Source organism: Streptomyces sp. DF42, assembly GCF_058267695.1.
On record NZ_CM177859.1, the window covers coordinates 1707057 to 1722056 of the forward strand.

The window sequence follows — 15000 nt, forward strand, 5'->3', positions numbered from 1 at the left end:
AGGGCTGTGACCTGCGGCACGGGCATTCTGCCCAATTACGTGCGGCCTTGGCCAGAGCCGCCACGCCCCGATCGCAGCGGTTTCACGCCCCTGTGGCAGAGGTTTGAGGAGACCGAGAAGCGACTGAAACATTCACCCGAGGCGTTGCGCCACCAGGTCCCAGACGGTTTCGGCCAACTGTTCCTTCGGACCGTGCGGTACGGGGGTTTCGGTGCCGTCGGCGCCCAGCACGACGGCCTCGTTCTCCTCGGAGCCGAAGGTCTTGCGCTCCCCCACCTCGTTCACCACCAGCAGGTCGCAGCCCTTGCGCTCCAGCTTGGTACGGCCGTTGGCCAGGACGTCGTCGGTCTCGGCGGCGAAGCCGACGATCACCTGCCCGGGGCGGGCGCGCTCCGCCGAGATCTCGGCGAGGATGTCCGGATTCCGCACCAGCACGATGGGGTCCGGGTCCTGTCCGTCCTTCTTCTTGATCTTTCCGGCGGCGTACGTCTCCGGGCGGAAGTCCGCGACCGCGGCCGCCATCACGACGGAGTCGGCCTCAGGGGCCGCCTTCAGGACCGCCTCGCGCAGTTGCACGGCCGTGCCGACCTGGACGACGTCCACACCGGCCGGGTCGGGCAGCATGGTGTTCGCGGCGATGAGTGTGACGCGGGCGCCGCGCGCGGCGGCGGTGCGTGCGAGGGCGTAGCCCTGCTTGCCCGAGGAGCGGTTGCCGAGGAAGCGCACCGGGTCGAGGGGCTCGCGGGTGCCGCCCGCGCTGACGACGAGGTGCCGGCCGGCGAGGTCTGGCTCCCGCACTCCCCTGGCGAGGACGCGGCGGCACGCCTCGAAGATCTCCGCCGGGTCGGGCAGCCGCCCCTTGCCGGTGTCGACGCCGGTCAGGCGGCCGACGGCCGGTTCGATGACGACGGCGCCGCGGCGCCGCAGAGTCGTCACGTTCTCCTGGGTGGCCGGGTGCTCCCACATCTCCGTGTGCATGGCGGGCGCGAAGACGACCGGACAGCGGGCCGTCAGGAGTGTGTTGGTGAGGAGGTCGTCGGCCAGGCCGTGGGCGGCCTTCGCGAGGATGTCAGCGGTCGCCGGGGCGACGACGACCAGGTCGGCGTGCTGCCCGATGCGGACGTGCGGAACCTCGTGCACGTCGTCCCAGACCTCGGTGGAGACGGGATGGCCGGAGAGGGCGGACCAGGTGGCGGCGCCGACGAAGTGGAGCGCGGAGGCGGTGGGAACGACGCGGACGTCATGGCCCGACTCGGTCAGTCTGCGCAGCAGCTCACACGCCTTGTAGGCGGCGATACCGCCGCTGACCCCCAGAACGACCTTCGGCCTGTCCACCGCGCCTCCCCGCACTCGACATCCGTACGCCACGGCTCCCGGCGCACGCACCCATCACACACCACAGGCCCGACAGTCGCGCTGCCGGGCCTGTGGAAAAGCCAACTGCAAACCGAAAATACTACTGAGCGGGGCCCTCGATGGCCTCGGACGTCAGCAGTCCGGCGTTGATCTCGCGCAGGGCGATCGAGAGCGGCTTCTCGTGGACGTGGGTGTCGACGAGCGGACCGACGTACTCGAGGAGGCCCTCGCCGAGCTGCGAGTAGTACGCGTTGATCTGGCGGGCACGCTTGGCCGCGTAGATCACGAGGCTGTACTTCGAGTCGGTGGCCTCGAGGAGCTCGTCGATCGGCGGGTTGATGATGCCCTCGGGCGCGGAGATGGAAGAGGACACGCTCTACCTTCCGATGGATGGGAAAAGATCGGTCGTGATCACATCACTTGTGATCACACAACATCCATCAAGGCTAGCAGCTCGCGAGCCACGTCCTCGACGGAGGTGTTGACCAAGGTCATATCGAACTCCGGCTCGGCCGCCAGCTCGATCTTCGCCGCGTCGAGACGGCGCTCGATCACCTCGGGCGGCTCGGTTCCCCGCCCGGTGAGCCTGCGCACCAGCTCCTCCCAGGAGGGCGGAGCCAGGAACACCAGCCGACCCTCCGGCATGGTCTCGCGGACCTGCCGGGCGCCCTGGAGATCGATCTCCAGGAGAACGGGCACGCCGTCCTCCAGGTGCTCCAGCACGGCGGCACGCGGGGTGCCGTAGCGGTTGCCGGCGAACTCGGCCCACTCCAGCAGCTCACCGTTGGCGATCAGCTTGTCCATCTCCTCGTCGGTGACGAAGAAGTAGTGGACACCGTGCTTCTCGCCGGGGCGCGGCGCACGGGTCGTCGCCGACACCGAGAGCCAGACCTCGGGGTGTTGCCTGCGCATATGGGCGACGACCGTGCTCTTGCCGACCCCTGAGGGGCCGGAGAGCACGGTCAGCCGCGGACGTACGTCCGGGGGCTCGGGGGTCGTCCCCCGGAATGTTGCAGCCATACAGCGATTATTCCAGCAATCCCGGAGTACCCGGGACTCCTGGTCCGGAGTGAGCCGGACTCAGGAGCCGGTGCTGCCGAACTCACGCTCCAGAGAAGCGATCTGGTTGGAACCGAGACCACGCACACGGCGGCTCTCGGAGATGCCCAGTCGCTCCATGATCTGCTTGGCGCGGACCTTGCCCACGCCCGGCAGCGACTCGAGCAGGGCGGAGACCTTCATCTTGCCGATGACGTCGTTTTCCTGGCCCTGCTTGATGACCTCGTGCAGGGAGGCGCCGGAGTGCTTGAGTCGATTCTTGACCTCGGCCCGCTCCCGGCGAGCCGCGGCGGCCTTTTCGAGCGCGGCTGCGCGCTGTTCAGGGGTAAGGGGCGGAAGAGCCACGCCTACGTCACCTCGGATGTCGAACTGTCGGATACGGACCGGTGAGGAACCTAGTCGCCCCACACCTGGGGAGCCACGAGCAACACGCTTGCCCGTTGACTCTCGTCGGAGACTAGCGGGCAAGTCCGCCAGAGTCAGCGAGAACAGCGGAAAAGTCCTGGTCAGCCTCCGTCAGGCCTGACATTTAGGACATAATGCCCAGGATTTGAGGATGTATTCAGACTCAAGTGAGCCTCGCGCCACTCCTCCGACCACTCGCCCAAGGAGCAGAGCGAGCGTCTTGAGTGCCGAAGACGACCGTCACGAACGTCTCATACGGTCGCCACGGCGGCCCTGATCTCCTCCGCGAAGCGGTCCGCGGCCGTGCGCAGCGCCCCGGCGTCGGGACCGTGGCGCAGCACCCCCCGGCTGACGTTCGGCACGACGTTGCGCACCGCTGCCCCGAAGACGCCGGGAAGGTCGGCCGCGGTGGCGCCCTGGGCTCCGATGCCGGGTGCCAGGAGCGGCCCGTTGATGCCCAGGTCGTAGGACGACAGATCGCCGAGCGTTGCGCCCACGACGGCCCCGAAGGACCCCAGGGGCTCCTCCCCCTCGTTCTCGGCGGCGAGGTGCGCGAGCATCGTCGCCCCGACGTTCCGTCCGTCCGCGCGCACCGCGTGCTGCACCTCACCACCCTCAGGGTTGGAGGTCAGCGCGAGCACGAACAGGCCCGAGCCGCTCTCCCGGGCGAGCGCGAGGGCCGGCGAGAGCGATCCGTAGCCGAGGTAGGGCGAGACGGTGAGCGCGTCCGAGAAGAGCGGGGAGTCCTTGCGCAGGAAGGTCTCGGCGTACGCGGCCATGGTCGAGCCGATGTCGCCGCGCTTGGCGTCCATCACGACCAGCGCCCCGGCCGCCCGGGCCTCTTCCACCGACTTCTCCAGGACGGCGATGCCACGGGAGCCGAAGCGCTCGAAGAACGCGCTCTGCGGCTTCAGGACTGCGACCCGGTCGGCGGTCGCCTCCACCACCGTGCGGCTGAACCGCTCCAGGCCCGCGACATCGTCGTTCAGGCCCCACTCGGCGAGCAGGGACGCGTGCGGGTCGATACCGACGCACAGCGGCCCACGCTCGTCCATGGCGCGCCGCAGACGGGTGCCGAAGGGTTCGAGAGCGCTCACGTGGTCTTCCTTACGTCGGCGCCGACCGCGTCGGCGAGGGTGGCGTACGGGCTGGTGGCGAGGCGGGCGGCGAGGCCCTTGTGGATCGCGCGCCCCCAGAAGGGGCCCTCGTAGATGAAGGCGCTGTACCCCTGGACCAGCGTGGCGCCGGCCAGGATGCGCTGCCAGGCGTCCTCGGCGTTCTCGATGCCGCCGACGCCCACCAGGGTGATGCGGTCGCCCACGCGCGCGTAGAGGCGGCGCAGCACCTCCAGGGAGCGGGCCTTCAGGGGCGCGCCGGACAGCCCGCCGGTCTCCTTGACGAGCGAAGGTTCGGATTTCAAACCGAGTCCCTCGCGCGCGATGGTGGTGTTGGTGGCGATGATCCCGTCCAGGCCGAGTTCGACGGCCAGGTCCGCCACGGCGTCGACGTCCTCGTCGGCGAGGTCCGGGGCGATCTTCACGAGCAGCGGGACACGGCGGGAGGTCACCGTACGGTCGGCGGCCTCGCGCACGGCGCTCAGCAGCGGACGCAGCGCCTCGGTGGCCTGCAGGTTGCGCAGCCCGGGGGTGTTCGGGGACGAGACGTTCACCACCAGGTAGTCGGCGTACGGCGCCAGCCGCTCGGCGGACTTCACGTAGTCCGCGGCGGCCTCGTCCTCGGGGACGACCTTGGTCTTGCCGATGTTGACGCCCACGACGGTCCGGAAGACCGGCTCACGGGACGCCAGACGGGCCGCCACCGCCAGCGAGCCCTCGTTGTTGAAGCCCATGCGGTTGATCAGCGCCCGGTCCTTCACGAGCCGGAACAGCCGCTTTCCGGGGTTGCCGGGCTGCGCCTCCCCGGTCACGGTGCCGATCTCGACGTGGTCGAAGCCGAGCATCGACATGCCGTCGATCGCGACGGCGTTCTTGTCGAAGCCGGCGGCGAGCCCGAAGGGGCCGTGCATGCGCAGCCCGAACGCCTCGGTGCGCAGTTCCGCGTGGCGGGGGGCGAGCGCGGCGGCGACGAAGGTGCGCAGCACGGGAACGCGGACGGCGAAGCGGATCCAGCGGAAGGCCAGGTAGTGGGCCCGCTCCGGGTCCATCCGCTTGAAGACGAGGTTGAAGAAGATCTTGTACATGGTGTCCTCACGAAGAGGGGGACACCGTTTCCGGTGTCCCCCTCAGGGCTGCTAGTCGCGGGCCGCGGTCAGGTGTTCCGCGTGTTCCTGGAGCGAACGGACGCCCACGTCACCGTGGTTGAGGGCGTCGATGCCCTGGACGGCGGCGGCGAGCGCCTGGACCGTCGTCAGGCACGGGACCGACCGCGCCACGGCCGCCGTACGGATCTCGTAGCCGTCGAGGCGGCCGCCGGTGCCGTACGGGGTGTTGACGATGAGGTCGACCTCGCCGTCGTGGATGAGCTGGACGATGGTCTTCTCGCCGTTCGGGCCGGTGCCCTCGGACTGCTTGCGGACGACCGTGGTGTTGAGGCCGTTGCGCCTGAGGACCTCGGCGGTGCCGGAGGTGGCCAGCAGTTCGAAGCCGTGGGCGACCAGCTCGCGCGCCGGGAAGATCATCGAGCGCTTGTCGCGGTTGGCGACCGAGATGAACGCGCGGCCCTTGGTCGGCAGCGGACCGTAGGCGCCCGCCTGCGACTTGGCGTACGCCGTGCCGAACACGGAGTCGATGCCCATGACCTCGCCGGTGGAGCGCATCTCCGGGCCGAGGACCGTGTCGACACCGCGGCCGTGGATGTCGCGGAAGCGCGACCACGGCATGACGGCCTCCTTGACGGAGATCGGCGCGTCGAGCGGGAGCTCACCGCCGTCGCCGTGCGCCGGAAGCAGCCCCTCGGCCCGCAGTTCGGCGACGGTCGCGCCCAGGGAGATCCGGGCGGCGGCCTTCGCCAGCGGGACCGCGGTCGCCTTCGAGGTGAAGGGGACGGTGCGGGACGCGCGCGGGTTGGCCTCCAGGACGTAGAGGATGTCGCCGGCCATCGCGAACTGGATGTTGATCAGACCGCGTACTCCGACGCCCTTGGCGATGGCCTCCGTCGAGGCCCGCAGGCGCTTGATGTCGAAGCCGCCCAGGGTGATCGGGGGCAGCGCGCACGCCGAGTCGCCGGAGTGGATGCCGGCCTCCTCGATGTGCTCCATCACGCCGCCGAGGTAGAGCTCGGCGCCGTCGTAGAGGGCGTCGACGTCGATCTCGATCGCGTCGTCGAGGAAGCGGTCGACCAGGACCGGCCGGGAGGGGCTGATCTCGGTCGACTCGGCGATGTAGGACGACAGCCGGGTCTCGTCGTAGACGATCTCCATGCCGCGCCCGCCGAGGACGTACGACGGCCGGACGAGGACCGGGTAGCCGATCTCGTCGGCGATGGCCTTGGCCTCGGCGAACGTCGTGGCGGTGCCGTGCTTGGGGGCCGGGAGGCCGGCTTCCGCCAGCACGCGCCCGAAGGCGCCCCGGTCCTCGGCCGCGTGGATGGCCTCCGGCGGGGTGCCCACGATCGGCACGCCGTTGTCCTTGAGCGCCTGCGACAGACCCAGCGGCGTCTGGCCGCCCAGCTGCACGATCACACCCGCGACCGGGCCGGCCTGCTGCTCCGCGTGGACGATCTCCAGTACGTCTTCCAGCGTCAGCGGCTCGAAGTACAGACGGTCGGAGGTGTCGTAGTCCGTGGAGACGGTCTCCGGGTTGCAGTTGACCATCACCGTCTCGTAGCCCGCGTCGCTCAGCGCGAAGGACGCGTGGACGCACGAGTAGTCGAACTCGATGCCCTGGCCGATGCGGTTGGGGCCGGAGCCCAGGATGATGACGGCCGGCTTCTCGCGCCGTGCGACCTCGGTCTCCTCGTCGTAGGAGGAGTAGAAGTACGGCGTCTTCGCGGCGAACTCGGCGGCGCAGGTGTCGACCGTCTTGTACACCGGGCGGATGCCGAGAGCGTGCCGGACCTCGCGGACGACGTCCTCGCGCAGGCCGCGGATCTCAGCGACCTGCTGGTCCGAGAAGCCGTGCCGCTTGGCCTCGGCCAGCAGCTCCCGGGTCAGCTCCGGCGCCTCGGCGAGCTCGTCCGCGATCTCCTTGATCAGGAAGAGCTGGTCGACGAACCAGGGGTCGATCTTCGTGTACTCGAAGACCTCCTGAGGCGTGGCGCCCGCGCGGATGGCCTGCATGACGGTGTTGATACGGCCGTCGGTGGGCCGCACGGCCTCTTCGAGCAGAAGCGTCTTGTCACCGGGCTCGCCGACGAAGGTGAACTGGCTGCCCTTCTTCTCCAGCGAGCGCAGCGCCTTCTGGAAGGCCTCGGTGAAGTTGCGGCCGATGGCCATGGCCTCGCCGACCGACTTCATGGTCGTGGTCAGCGTGGAGTCGGCCTGCGGGAACTTCTCGAAGGCGAAGCGCGGGGCCTTCACGACCACGTAGTCGAGCGTCGGCTCGAAGGAGGCCGGGGTCTCCTTCGTGATGTCGTTCGGGATCTCGTCGAGGGTGTAGCCGACGGCGAGCTTGGCCGCGATCTTGGCGATGGGGAAGCCGGTCGCCTTGGACGCGAGGGCCGAGGAGCGGGACACGCGCGGGTTCATCTCGATGACGATCACGCGACCGTCGTCGGGGTTCACCGCGAACTGGATGTTGCAGCCGCCGGTGTCGACGCCGACCTCGCGGATCACGGCGATGCCGATGTCCCGCAGGATCTGGTACTCGCGGTCGGTCAGCGTCATCGCGGGCGCGACGGTGATCGAGTCGCCGGTGTGCACGCCCATGGGGTCGAAGTTCTCGATGGAGCAGACGACCACGACGTTGTCGTGCTTGTCGCGCATCAGCTCCAGCTCGTACTCCTTCCAGCCGAGGATGGACTCCTCCAGGAGCACCTCGGTGGTCGGCGAGAGCGTGAGGCCCTGGCCGGCGATGCGGCGCAGCTCCTCCTCGTCGTGCGCGAAGCCGGAGCCTGCGCCGCCCATGGTGAAGGACGGCCGGACGACGACCGGGTAACCGCCGAGCGCCTCGACGCCCCCGAGGACGTCCTCCATGGAGTGGCAGATGACCGACTGGGCGGACTCGCCGTGGCCGATCTTCTGGCGGACTGCCTCGACGACGCCCTTGAAGAGGTCGCGGTCCTCGCCCTTGTTGATGGCCTCGACGTTGGCGCCGATCAGCTCCACGCCGTACTTGTCGAGCGTGCCCGCCTCGTGCAGCGAGATGGCCGTGTTGAGGGCCGTCTGGCCGCCCAGGGTGGGCAACAGGGTGTCCGGGCGCTCCTTGGCGATGATCTTCTCCACGAACTCCGGGGTGATCGGCTCGACGTACGTGGCGTCGGCGATCTCCGGGTCGGTCATGATCGTCGCCGGGTTGGAGTTCACGAGGATGACCCTGAGGCCCTCGGCGCGAAGGATGCGGCACGCCTGGGTGCCGGAGTAGTCGAACTCGGCGGCCTGGCCGATGACGATCGGGCCGGAGCCGATGACCAGGACGGACTGGATATCGGTGCGCTTAGGCACGCTGGCCCTCCATCGGGACTGTGCTCATCAAAGACGTGAAGCGGTCGAACAGGTAGGCGGCGTCGTGCGGGCCCGCCGCCGCTTCGGGGTGGTACTGGACGGAGAAGGCCGGCTGGTCGAGCAGCTGGAGCCCCTCCACGACGTTGTCGTTCAGGCAGACGTGCGAGACCTCGACGCGCCCGAACCTGGTCTCGCTGACCGTGTCGAGCGGCGCGTCCACGGCGAAGCCGTGGTTGTGCGCGGTGACCTCGACCTTGCCGGTCGTCCGGTCCTGGACGGGCTGGTTGATGCCCCGGTGGCCGTACTTCAGCTTGTAGGTGCCGAAGCCGAGCGCCCGCCCGAGGATCTGGTTGCCGAAGCAGATGCCGAACAGCGGCGTCTTCCGCTCCAGGACCGCGGTCATCAGCGCGACCGGGCCGTCGGCGGTCGCCGGGTCACCAGGACCGTTGGAGAAGAAGACCCCGTCGGGGGCGACGGCGTAGACGTCCTCTTCGGTGGCCGTGGCCGGCAGCACATGCACCTCGATGCCGCGCTCGGCCATGCGGTGCGGGGTCATGCCCTTGATGCCGAGGTCGATCGCGGCGACGGTGAACTTCTTCTCGCCGACCGCGGGGACGACGTACGTCTCCTTGGTGGCGACCTCCTCGTAGAGGCTGGCGCCCTTCATGTGCGGCTGGGCCTGCACGCGCGCGACGAGCTCGGGCTCGGGGGCGATCGCCTCGCCGGAGAAGATCCCGGAGCGCATGGAGCCGCGCTCGCGCAGGTGGCGGGTGAGCGCGCGGGTGTCGATGCCGCTGATACCGACGATGCCCTGCGCGACCAGCTCGTCGTCCAGGGAACGCTTGGCGCGCCAGTTGGACGGCACGCGCGCGGGGTCGCGCACGACATAGCCGGAGACCCAGATGCGGCTCGACTCGTCGTCCTCGTCGTTCCAGCCGGTGTTGCCGATCTGCGGGGCGGTCGCGACGACGATCTGGCGGTCGTACGACGGGTCGGTCAGAGTCTCCTGGTAGCCGGTCATGCCGGTGGAGAACACGGCCTCGCCGAAGGTCTCCCCCACGGCCCCGTAGGCACGGCCGCGGAAGATCCGGCCGTCCTCCAGGACGAGTACCGCGGGAACCTTGGAGGCTCCCCTTGTGGAGGTCGTCATCGTGCGCCTTCCGTTTCCGTCTTGTTGATCATGGAGTTGATGGCGTCGACCCACTCGGTGTGCTCGGCCGCCCGGTCGGAGCGGAACCCGGAGTCGATCAGTCGTTCGCCGTGCGCCCAGGTCACCACCAGCAGCCCGCCCTCGGTCAGGACCTTGCCGGCGATGCCCTTGTCGAGCCTGGCCTCGCGCAGAGCCGCGAGGGGGACGTGGAAATCCGTCGCCCCGGGCCGTACGACGTCCAGTCCCGCGTCCGTCAGCGTGAGCTCGACCCGGCTGCGGGTGCCGAGGCCGTGGGCCACGATGCGGTCCAGCCACTGACCGGCGGTCGTGGAGCCGTGGTAGCGGCCGCTCATCGTCAGTCTCACCTCGCCGGGCTCTTCCGGCGCGGTGGGCAACTCGGGGACGTCGCCCTGGAGCGTGCCACGCCACTTCCAGCCCTCGCGCATCAGCCAGTAGACGAGCGCGACGAAGAGGGCGAGCCCGACGAGCCAGCCCGCGCGGGCGGCCCAGTCGGTGACCTCGGCCGACTTCTTTTCGGCGGCGAGTCCGGCGGCGAGCAGAGTTGCAGGTGTCACGTGAGCTTCCCGTCGACGAGCGTGGCCTTGCCCCGGAGCCAGGTGTGCGTCACACGGCCCGGCAGCTCACGCCCCTCGTACGGGGTGTTCCGGCTGCGCGAGGCGAAGCCCGCGGGGTCCACCGCCCCACGGTATTCCGTGTCGACGAGCGTGAGGTTGGCGGGCTCACCAGCCGAGACGGGACGCCCGTGCCCCTGCGCCTGCCCGATGCCGGCGGGCTTGACGGACATGCGATCGGCGACCCCGGCCCAGGTGAGGAGCCCGGTGTCCACCATGGTCTCCTGCACCACTGACAAGGCGGTCTCCAGGCCCACCATGCCCATGGCGGCCGCGGCCCACTCGCAGTCCTTGTCCTCGTGCGGGTGCGGGGCGTGGTCGGTGGCGACGATGTCGATCGTGCCGTCGGCGAGCGCCTCGCGCAGGGCGAGCACGTCGCGCTCGGTGCGCAGCGGCGGGTTGACCTTGTAGACCGGGTTGTACGTCCGCACCAGCTCGTCCGTGAGGAGCAGGTGGTGCGGGGTGACCTCGGCGGTGACGTCGATGCCGCGGGACTTGGCCCAGCGGACGATCTCGACGGACCCGGCGGTCGACAGATGGCAGATGTGGACGCGGGAGCCGACGTGCTCGGCGAGCAGGACATCCCGGGCGATGATCGATTCTTCGGCCACGGCGGGCCAGCCCCCGAGCCCCAGCTGGGCCGAGACGATGCCCTCGTTCATCTGGGCGCCCTCGGTCAGCCGCGGCTCCTGTGCGTGCTGGGCGACGACCCCGCCGAAGGCCTTCACGTACTCCAGGGCGCGCCGCATGATCACGGCGTCGTCGACGCACTTGCCGTCGTCGGAGAAGACGGTGACGCCGGCCGCCGACTCGTGCATGGCGCCCAGCTCGGCGAGCTTCTTGCCCTCCAGGCCCACGGTGACGGCACCGATGGGCTGCACATCGCAGTAGCCGTGCTCCCGGCCCAGTCGCCAGACCTGCTCGACGACGCCGGCGGTGTCGGCGACCGGGAACGTGTTGGCCATGGCGAAGACGGCCGTGTAGCCGCCGCTCGCCGCCGCGCGCGTGCCGGTCAGGACGGTCTCGGAGTCCTCGCGGCCCGGCTCACGCAGGTGGGTGTGCAGATCGACGAGTCCCGGCAGGAGCACCTTGCCGCCGGCCTCGACCACCTCGGCGCCCTCGTCGGAGAGCCCCGTCCCGACGGCCTCGATGACCTCACCGTCGATCAGCACGTCCTGCGACTCGCCGCCGAGCACCTTCGCACCACGGATCAGGATCTTGCTCATGGTTCTTACTTCTCCTCGATGGTGCGGGCGTGGGTGACGGCGGGTTCGTTGCCACCGAGCAGCAGGTACAGGACGGCCATCCGGATGGACACTCCGTTTGCGACCTGCTCGACGACGGTGCAGCGGTCGGAGTCGGCGACCTCGGCCGTGATCTCCATGCCGCGGACCATCGGGCCGGGGTGCATCACGATGGCGTGCTCGGGCATCCGCGCCATGCGCTCGCCGTCGAGGCCGTAGCGCCGCGAGTACTCGCGCTCGGTCGGGAAGAAGGCGGCGTTCATGCGCTCGCGCTGGACGCGGAGCATCATCACGGCGTCGGACTTGGGGAGTACGGCGTCGAGGTCGTACGACACCTCGCAGGGCCAGCGCTCGACGCCGACCGGCACCAGGGTGGGCGGGGCGACGAGGGTGACCTCGGCGCCGAGGGTGTGCAGCAGGTCGACGTTGGAGCGGGCGACCCGGCTGTGCAGGACGTCCCCGACGATCGTGATCCGCTTGCCGGACAGGTCCTGTCCGAGGCCGGCGTCCCGGCCCACCAGGCGGCGGCGCATGGTGAACGCGTCGAGCAGGGCCTGCGTGGGGTGCTGGTGGGTGCCGTCACCGGCGTTGATGACGGCGGCGTCGATCCAGCCCGAGGTGGCGAGGCGGTACGGCGCTCCGGAGGCGCCGTGCCGGATGACCACGGCGTCGACGCCCATGGCCTCCAGGGTCTGGGCGGTGTCCTTCAGGGACTCGCCCTTGGAGACGCTCGACCCCTTGGCGGTGAAGTTGATGACGTCCGCGGACAGGCGCTTCTCGGCGGCTTCGAAGGAGATGCGCGTGCGCGTGGAGTCCTCGAAGAAGAGGTTGACGACGGTGCGGCCGCGCAGGGTCGGCAGTTTCTTGATCGGCCGGTCGGCGACCCGGGCCATCTCCTCGGCGGTGTCGAGGATCAGGACGGCGTCGTCGCGGGTGAGGTCGGCGGCCGAGATGAGATGACGCTGCATCTGTCAGGCTCCGTAAGGCAGTTCAGGTTTGGGAGATTCCGGGCAGGCGGGCTCGTGCAGGGGCGCACTGAGCAGGCGTACGGCGGTGCCGTACGCGCGCGTGCTACTGCTGCTCGCCCGGGGCGGCCGGCTTGGCACCGAGCAGCACGGTGTCGCGACCGTCCTCCTCGGCGAGCTGGACCTTGACCGTCTCCCGCAACGACGTGGGGAGGTTCTTGCCGACGTAGTCGGCGCGGATGGGCAGTTCACGGTGGCCGCGGTCGACGAGGACCGCGAGCTGCACCGCGCGCGGACGCCCGATGTCGTTCAGGCCGTCGAGGGCGGCGCGGATGGTGCGGCCGGAGAAGAGCACGTCGTCGACCAGGACGACCAGGCGGCCGTCGATGCCGTCACCCGGGATCTCGGTGCGGGCCAGCGCACGCGGCGGATGCATGCGCAGGTCGTCGCGGTACATGGTGATGTCGAGCGAGCCGACGGGGATCTTCCGGTCGGTGATCTCCTCGAGCTTGGCGGCGAGCCGCTGCGCGAGGAAGACGCCCCGGGTCGGAATGCCGAGGAGCACCACGTCGTCGGCGCCCTTGGCGCGCTCGACGATCTCGTGGGCGATGCGGGTCAACACCCGCGCGATGTCGGGGCCTTCGAGAACGGGCCGGGCATCGGAGCCTTGCGTGTCCTGCGTGTCCTGCGTGTCCATAAGAAACGGACCTCCTTCTCCGCCTCACGGGACGGACCTTAAAGGACGTCGGATTTGCGCCATCCACGGTAGCAGGCCCTGACGACGCCCCTGATCACCCCCCTGGCGTAATCAGCCACCGCGGCCACGGAAGAGTCGGTGTGGACCATTCGGCTTGACGCACGAGAGTTACGCTGCGTAACCTCACAGTGAGTTACCAGACGCGCGGCTCGGACCCCCTGCAGCCGCGTCGACACAGTGTCCGGGGAGCTATATGTCCAGCGAATACGCCAAACAGCTCGGGGCCAAGCTCCGGGCCATCCGCACCCAGCAGGGCCTTTCCCTCCACGGTGTCGAGGAGAAGAGCCAGGGACGCTGGAAGGCGGTCGTGGTCGGTTCGTACGAACGCGGTGACCGTGCCGTGACCGTACAGCGCCTCGCCGAACTGGCGGATTTCTACGGGGTCCCGGTGCAGGAACTCCTGCCGGGCACCACCCCCGGCGGCGCCGCCGAGCCGCCGCCGAAGCTGGTCCTGGACCTGGAGCGGCTGGCGACCGTGCCGGCCGAGAAGGCGGGCCCGCTGCAGAGGTACGCGGCGACGATCCAGTCGCAGCGCGGCGATTACAACGGCAAGGTGCTGTCGATCCGCCAGGACGACCTGCGCACACTCGCCGTCATCTACGACCAGTCCCCCTCGGTCCTCACCGAGCAGCTGATCAGCTGGGGCGTGCTGGACGCGGACGCCCGCCGCGCGGTCGCCCACGAAGAGGTCTGACAGCAGCAGCCAGCAGAAACGTGCCGCCGGGGTGGCCGGAACTTCACTGTTCCGGCCACCCCGGCGGCTTTCTGCGGCCCTCGACGGCATCGCAGGTACGGGAACGCCAGGGGGCCCGCAGCAATCACACTGCGGGCCCCCTGGCGATGCCTGTCCCTTACGCCTCGTCCCGGCGCAGCGAGGGCTTCAGCTCCTTGAGCCGGCCCAGCAGGCCGTTGACGAAGGCGGGCGACTCCTCCGTCGAGAACTCCTTCGCGAGCTGCACCATCTCGTCCAGCACGACGGCGTCCGGGGTCTCGTCCGCCCAGATCAGCTCGTAGGCGCCGAGGCGGAGAACGTTGCGGTCCACGACCGGCATGCGGTCGAGGGTCCAGCCGACCGAGTACTGCGCGATCAGCTCGTCGATGCGCCTCGCGTGCTTCGCGTAACCCTCGACCAGCTCCATCGTGTACTCGCTCACCGGCGGCTGCCGGGTGTCGTCCCGGGAGAGCCGGATCCAGTCCGCGAGGACCGTGTGGACGTCGACGTCACGCTGGTCGCCCTCGAAGAGGATCTGGAAGGCGCGCTTGCGGGCCGTGTTGCGGGCAGCCACGGTTAGCTGTTCACCCGGCCGAGGTAGTCGCTCGTGCGGGTGTCGACCTTGATCTTCTCACCGGTGGTGATGAAGAGCGGGACGTTGATCTGGTGACCGGTCTCCAGGGTGGCGGGCTTGGTGCCGCCGGTGGAGCGGTCGCCCTGCAGGCCCGGCTCGGTTTCCTGGACGACGAGCTCGACGGCGGCCGGCAGCTCGACGAAGAGCACCTCCCCCTCGTGCTGCGCGACGGTGGCCGTGAAGCCCTCGATGAGGAAGTTGGCGGCGTCACCGACGGCCTTGCGGTCGACCATGAGCTGGTCGTACGTCTCCATGTCCATGAAGACGAAGTACTCGCCGTCCATGTACGAGAACTGCATGTCGCGCTTGTCGACAGTGGCCGTCTCGACCTTGACGCCGGCGTTGAAGGTCTTGTCGACGACCTTGCCGGAGAGCACGTTCTTGAGCTTGGTGCGCACGAAGGCCGGGCCCTTGCCGGGCTTGACGTGCTGGAACTCGACGACGGACCAGAGCTGGCCGCCTTCGAGCTTGAGCACAAGGCCGTTCTTGAGGTCGTTCGTGGAAGCCACGGTTGCGGAATCTCCTG

15 protein-coding genes are annotated in these 15000 nt (G+C 69.5%); 1 reads left to right on the forward strand and 14 read right to left on the reverse strand.

All coding sequences use genetic code 11. The annotated features are described in order from the left end of the window. Positions 1-132: 132 nt before the first annotated feature. From coaBC to pyrR, 12 genes are all read right to left on the reverse strand, one after another. Positions 133-1335, reverse strand: coding sequence for a bifunctional phosphopantothenoylcysteine decarboxylase/phosphopantothenate--cysteine ligase CoaBC (gene coaBC, locus ACYUED_RS07735; protein WP_491291543.1), 1203 nt, complete (start codon positions 1333-1335; stop codon positions 133-135). Between the two features lie 121 nt (positions 1336-1456). After that, the gene (rpoZ, locus tag ACYUED_RS07740) at positions 1457-1729 is read right to left on the reverse strand and encodes a DNA-directed RNA polymerase subunit omega (RefSeq protein WP_003977348.1); all 273 of its coding nucleotides are present in this window, start codon (positions 1727-1729) and stop codon (positions 1457-1459) included. Positions 1730-1782: 53 nt separating this feature from the next. After that, complete coding sequence (gene gmk, locus ACYUED_RS07745) at positions 1783-2376, reverse strand: guanylate kinase (protein WP_266510627.1); 594 nt, start codon at positions 2374-2376, stop codon at positions 1783-1785. A gap of 60 nt (positions 2377-2436) precedes the next feature. Continuing rightward, on the reverse strand, positions 2437-2760 hold the full coding sequence (locus ACYUED_RS07750) for an integration host factor (protein ID WP_003977346.1): 324 nt from the start codon (positions 2758-2760) through the stop codon (positions 2437-2439). 311 nt (positions 2761-3071) lie between these two features. Then, the gene (pyrF, locus tag ACYUED_RS07755; RefSeq protein WP_491291544.1) at positions 3072-3917 is read right to left on the reverse strand and encodes an orotidine-5'-phosphate decarboxylase; all 846 of its coding nucleotides are present in this window, start codon (positions 3915-3917) and stop codon (positions 3072-3074) included. Beyond that, entirely contained in the window at positions 3914-5020 is a 1107-nt protein-coding gene (locus ACYUED_RS07760; RefSeq protein ID WP_491291545.1) for a quinone-dependent dihydroorotate dehydrogenase, read from the reverse strand. The genes pyrF and ACYUED_RS07760 overlap by 4 nt, the downstream gene beginning before the upstream one ends. A gap of 51 nt (positions 5021-5071) precedes the next feature. Next, a complete protein-coding gene (gene carB / locus ACYUED_RS07765; RefSeq protein WP_491291546.1) occupies positions 5072-8380 on the reverse strand; it encodes a carbamoyl-phosphate synthase large subunit in 3309 nt (1102 codons plus the stop codon). Next, on the reverse strand, positions 8373-9530 hold the full coding sequence (gene carA, locus ACYUED_RS07770) for a glutamine-hydrolyzing carbamoyl-phosphate synthase small subunit (protein ID WP_491291547.1): 1158 nt from the start codon (positions 9528-9530) through the stop codon (positions 8373-8375). Before carA ends, carB begins: the two co-directional genes overlap by 8 nt. Next, positions 9527-10105, reverse strand: a complete 579-nt coding sequence (locus ACYUED_RS07775; RefSeq protein WP_491291548.1) for a PH-like domain-containing protein — start codon at positions 10103-10105, stop codon at positions 9527-9529. Before ACYUED_RS07775 ends, carA begins: the two co-directional genes overlap by 4 nt. Continuing rightward, positions 10102-11388: a dihydroorotase gene (locus tag ACYUED_RS07780; protein ID WP_491291549.1), complete on the reverse strand. Its 1287-nt coding sequence runs from the start codon at positions 11386-11388 to the stop codon at positions 10102-10104. The genes ACYUED_RS07775 and ACYUED_RS07780 overlap by 4 nt, the downstream gene beginning before the upstream one ends. Before the next feature lie 5 nt (positions 11389-11393). Beyond that, positions 11394-12374, reverse strand: coding sequence for an aspartate carbamoyltransferase catalytic subunit (locus tag ACYUED_RS07785; RefSeq protein WP_266510641.1), 981 nt, complete (start codon positions 12372-12374; stop codon positions 11394-11396). A gap of 103 nt (positions 12375-12477) precedes the next feature. Then, entirely contained in the window at positions 12478-13068 is a 591-nt protein-coding gene (gene pyrR / locus ACYUED_RS07790) for a bifunctional pyr operon transcriptional regulator/uracil phosphoribosyltransferase PyrR (RefSeq protein WP_491291550.1), read from the reverse strand. Between the two features lie 253 nt (positions 13069-13321). On the opposite strand from pyrR, the gene bldD reads away from it, so the two are divergent. Further along, positions 13322-13822 (forward strand): transcriptional regulator BldD, encoded by a 501-nt coding sequence (gene bldD / locus ACYUED_RS07795; RefSeq protein ID WP_030946861.1) that lies wholly within the window; start codon positions 13322-13324, stop codon positions 13820-13822. A 157-nt stretch (positions 13823-13979) separates the two neighbouring features. Here bldD and nusB read toward each other — a convergent pair whose 3' ends face one another. Next, a complete protein-coding gene (gene nusB / locus ACYUED_RS07800; protein WP_491291551.1) occupies positions 13980-14414 on the reverse strand; it encodes a transcription antitermination factor NusB in 435 nt (144 codons plus the stop codon). Positions 14415-14416: 2 nt separating this feature from the next. Next, positions 14417-14983 carry an elongation factor P gene (efp, locus tag ACYUED_RS07805; protein ID WP_020128856.1) on the reverse strand — a complete coding sequence of 189 codons (567 nt, stop codon included), beginning with the start codon at positions 14981-14983 and terminating at the stop codon, positions 14417-14419. Positions 14984-15000: the final 17 nt, after the last annotated feature.